This is a genomic window from Streptomyces sp. STR69 (assembly GCF_024519455.1).
Lineage (GTDB): Bacteria > Actinomycetota > Actinomycetes > Streptomycetales > Streptomycetaceae > Streptomyces.
Genome location: NZ_JALJRY010000075.1, coordinates 1 through 3,268 on the forward strand (window position 1 = coordinate 1; position 3,268 = coordinate 3,268).

1 pseudogene is annotated in these 3,268 nt (G+C 73.3%); it reads left to right on the plus strand.

Annotation, left to right across the window (positions count from 1 at the left end):
• Positions 1-3,268 (plus strand): annotated as a pseudogene (locus OC490_RS48975) (hypothetical protein); the annotation flags it as partial.

Genomic DNA, 3,268 nt, shown 5'->3' on the forward strand with positions numbered 1-3,268 from the left:
CTGGTCAACACCGCGAAGGTGGACCTCTCCTCGAAGTACACCAGCGGTCTCGGGGTCAGCGGCAGCGGTGCCGCCGCGCTCACCGGCGACCAGAGTCAGGGCCATCCGGACGCGTCGAGTGTCATCGGCGGCAGTCTCGGCCTGCGCGGACAGACCCAGGCCACCGTCACCAACACCTACAGCGCGGGCAGTTCGGCCGGCACGATGCACGCCATCCGCACCAACCGGGGCCATCTGCTGACCCCGTCCGGTGTCACCTACCGGGTCACCCTGATCCGGCCGGACGGCACCGAGACGGCGGCACCGGCGCTGACCCTGGCGCACGGCATGGACCTGCGGGTCCTGAGCAAGACGGACGCGACGGGGCGCGCTCCCGCCCCCAACGAAACGCGTGAACTCCCGGACTCGCTGGAGCGGTTGGACGGCATCGGACTGAGCGCGGCTCCACTCGACGTCACCGGCACGGACGGTCTGTTCGACGAGGCCGAGGACTGGCTCCGCCGCGAGGGCTTCCTGCCGCCCGCCCCCACCACCCCGCGCCCCACCGGAATCGGCGCGCGGCTGAAGCAGGCCGTACGGGACCACGAGCCCGAGCACCAGATCCGGTTGCACGCCCAGCTCAACAACCTGCGCCGGTTGCGTGAGGCGCGCTCCCGCACCGGGTTGCGTGCCGCGACCGACTCGATGGTGGACGGCGGTCACGCGTTGCACTTCGAGGTGCCCAACCGGAGCGATACCGGCGTCCGTCGGGTCCGGCTGCTGCTCACCGCAGTCCGTGACACCTCGCAGGCCAGCCGTCATGACCTGGTCCTGCCGGGCATCCAGGTCATGGGTCTGGCCCAGATGGCGGGCAGCGACGCCGAGCAGCGGGGTGAGTCGTACGGCGGTGCGCTCGGACCGATGGCCAGCGTCAGCGGACCGACGGGACCCTGGGGGTCCATCGGGTTCGGGGGCGACTACCAGTACGGCCGGCAGATCACGCACGGCGACACCGTGGGCGGTGCCACCGGGCACGACCAGTTCTTCATCGCCACCGGCCAGGACGCCCACGCGTTCGACGTGCCGGTGCGGCTGGCCCTGGACCTCTACGCGGACGACGGTGACCGGCCCAGCGAGCGGTTCGGGCAGAACGTGAACCGGTCGGCGGCCCCCGCCCCGGCACCCGTTGTCGCCCCGGTCCCGGCCGTCACCGGTACGGCTCCCGTCGTCCCTGCACCTCCCGTCGTCCACCCGCCGACCGTCACCGGCTCGCTGCGGCTTGCGGTGCCGAACGGCCGTACCCGCGCGCCCTCGGCGGCCCCTGCGACGACCTCTGCCACGACCACCCCTGCGACGACGACCGTCGCGACGCGCCCCGCACGGGTCGACGGGGCGCCGCGTCCGGCCAACCCGGTGGACATGGCCCGGTTCGACGGCACCGACGCCAACGGTGTCCCGCGCCCGGACCTGGTGCGGATACCGGACGACGCGCTGATCGACACCGTGCGCGGGGCCGCGGCCATCGAGTCGGCCTTCCAGCGGGCCGCCACCGTCATCCGCCGCCAGGCCCAGCCGACGCCCCCGGCCGCCACGGGCACCGGCACCGGCCCGATCCTCCCGGTCACCGCCCCTGCGACCACCGGCACGGCCCCGGCTCCCGCAACCGGCCCGACCGCCGCCCCGCCCGCACGCGACGGTGTCTCCCCGCTCGCCGGGCGCGGGCTGACGGACAGCAGGACGCGCGCTGCCGAGACCCGGCACGCGGCGATCACGCCGGGCAGTCTGGTCGCCCACGGCCACGAACTGTTCAAGAACTCCTACGTAGTCGAGGGCCTGAGCCTGCCCGGGACGCTGGCGGACGGGCAGTACACGCTGGAGATCCAGGCCGCCGCGCACCGGCCCCGGCTGCTGGACACCACCCGGCAGTATCTGGAGACGGGCGTCTCGGCCACCGACAGTGCCCAGCAGCTCAAGTCCCTGGGGAAATCGCACCAGTTCGGCGGTAGCGGAGTCCTCACCCAGAACCCGCCCAAGCAGCCCAAGGGCCCGGTGAACGCGGCCGGGCAGGGCAACACCGGTCCTGAGTCGGACGGTTCGGTCTCCACCAGCCAGACCAGCGGCAAGTCGTACAAGGGCCTCTTCAACCCGTCGGCACGGCTCGGCCATGTCTCCCGTACCGACACCTCCGACACCCTCTCCGCCAGTACGGGCGTCAACCGCACGCCCACCGAGAGCGGCGACCTGCATCGAGTGGTCGCCGACGTCACCTATCTGGTCACGGTCCGCGCCGGCTCCCGGAACGTGCTCAACGGCGTCGGCGAGCCCGGCACGATCGAGCCCGTCACCTTCGTGGTGGACGTCCCGGACGGCCTCCAGTTCCTCATGACCCAGGGCCAACTCGCCCGCGACGCACGGTGGATGGGCTCGGTGCAGGGGCTCACCCCCGCGCCCGCCCCGACCTTGACGGCGCCCCTCCCGGCGCCGTACACACGCAACCGCGAACTCGGCCTCGGCGGAGTCCTCTCGGTCGTCGAGTACGACCGGCCCGTCGCCGCACCCGTCCCCACGACCGGGCCCAACGCCGGCCAGATCCCGCTGGGGCCGGTCGCCCTGCGGGAGCGGCGCGGTCGGATCAGGCGTGAACTGCTCGCGCTGGTCGAGGCCGAGGCACCCGGAGCGGTCACCCCGGGGCACCCCGGTTACCAGCAGGGTGTGCACGGTCGTGTCGCGCAGCTCACCTCGCCCGCCGGGCTGCGCTCGCTGCCCGGCCGTGGCCCGGACGGCACCCCGCGCCGGGCCACCACCCGCTTCCACTTCCGCCACCACGGCTTCGGCGGTGAGCGGTTGGTCGAGGTGACGCTCACGGCGGTGCCCCGGCGGACCCAGAACCTGGCCGCCGTGCTGGGTTCCTCGACCCCCGGTTCGGGCCTGGAACAGTGGCAGTCGCACACCGCCGCGGGCCGCACCACCACCCGCGCCTCGGTCCGGCAGACACAGCTCCCGGTCACGCTCACCACCCGCTACCTCCGCCCGAACCAGGGCCCCGACCCCAGCAAGACGGACCGCTCGGCACCCGTGTTCACCCCGCAGTCGGCCAGCAGCATCTCCGCCCGGCGGGCGACCACGGCCGACAACCGCTTCTGGCTGCGCACCGACAACGGCGCCGACTTCGACGGCCTGGAGTACGACTACGAGCTGTCGGTCCGCTCCGCGCTGGTCGTCGACTGGCCGCCCAACGTCATCGGCGGTCTCATCCAGAACGGTGTCATCGCCTGGGCCGACGCGGACG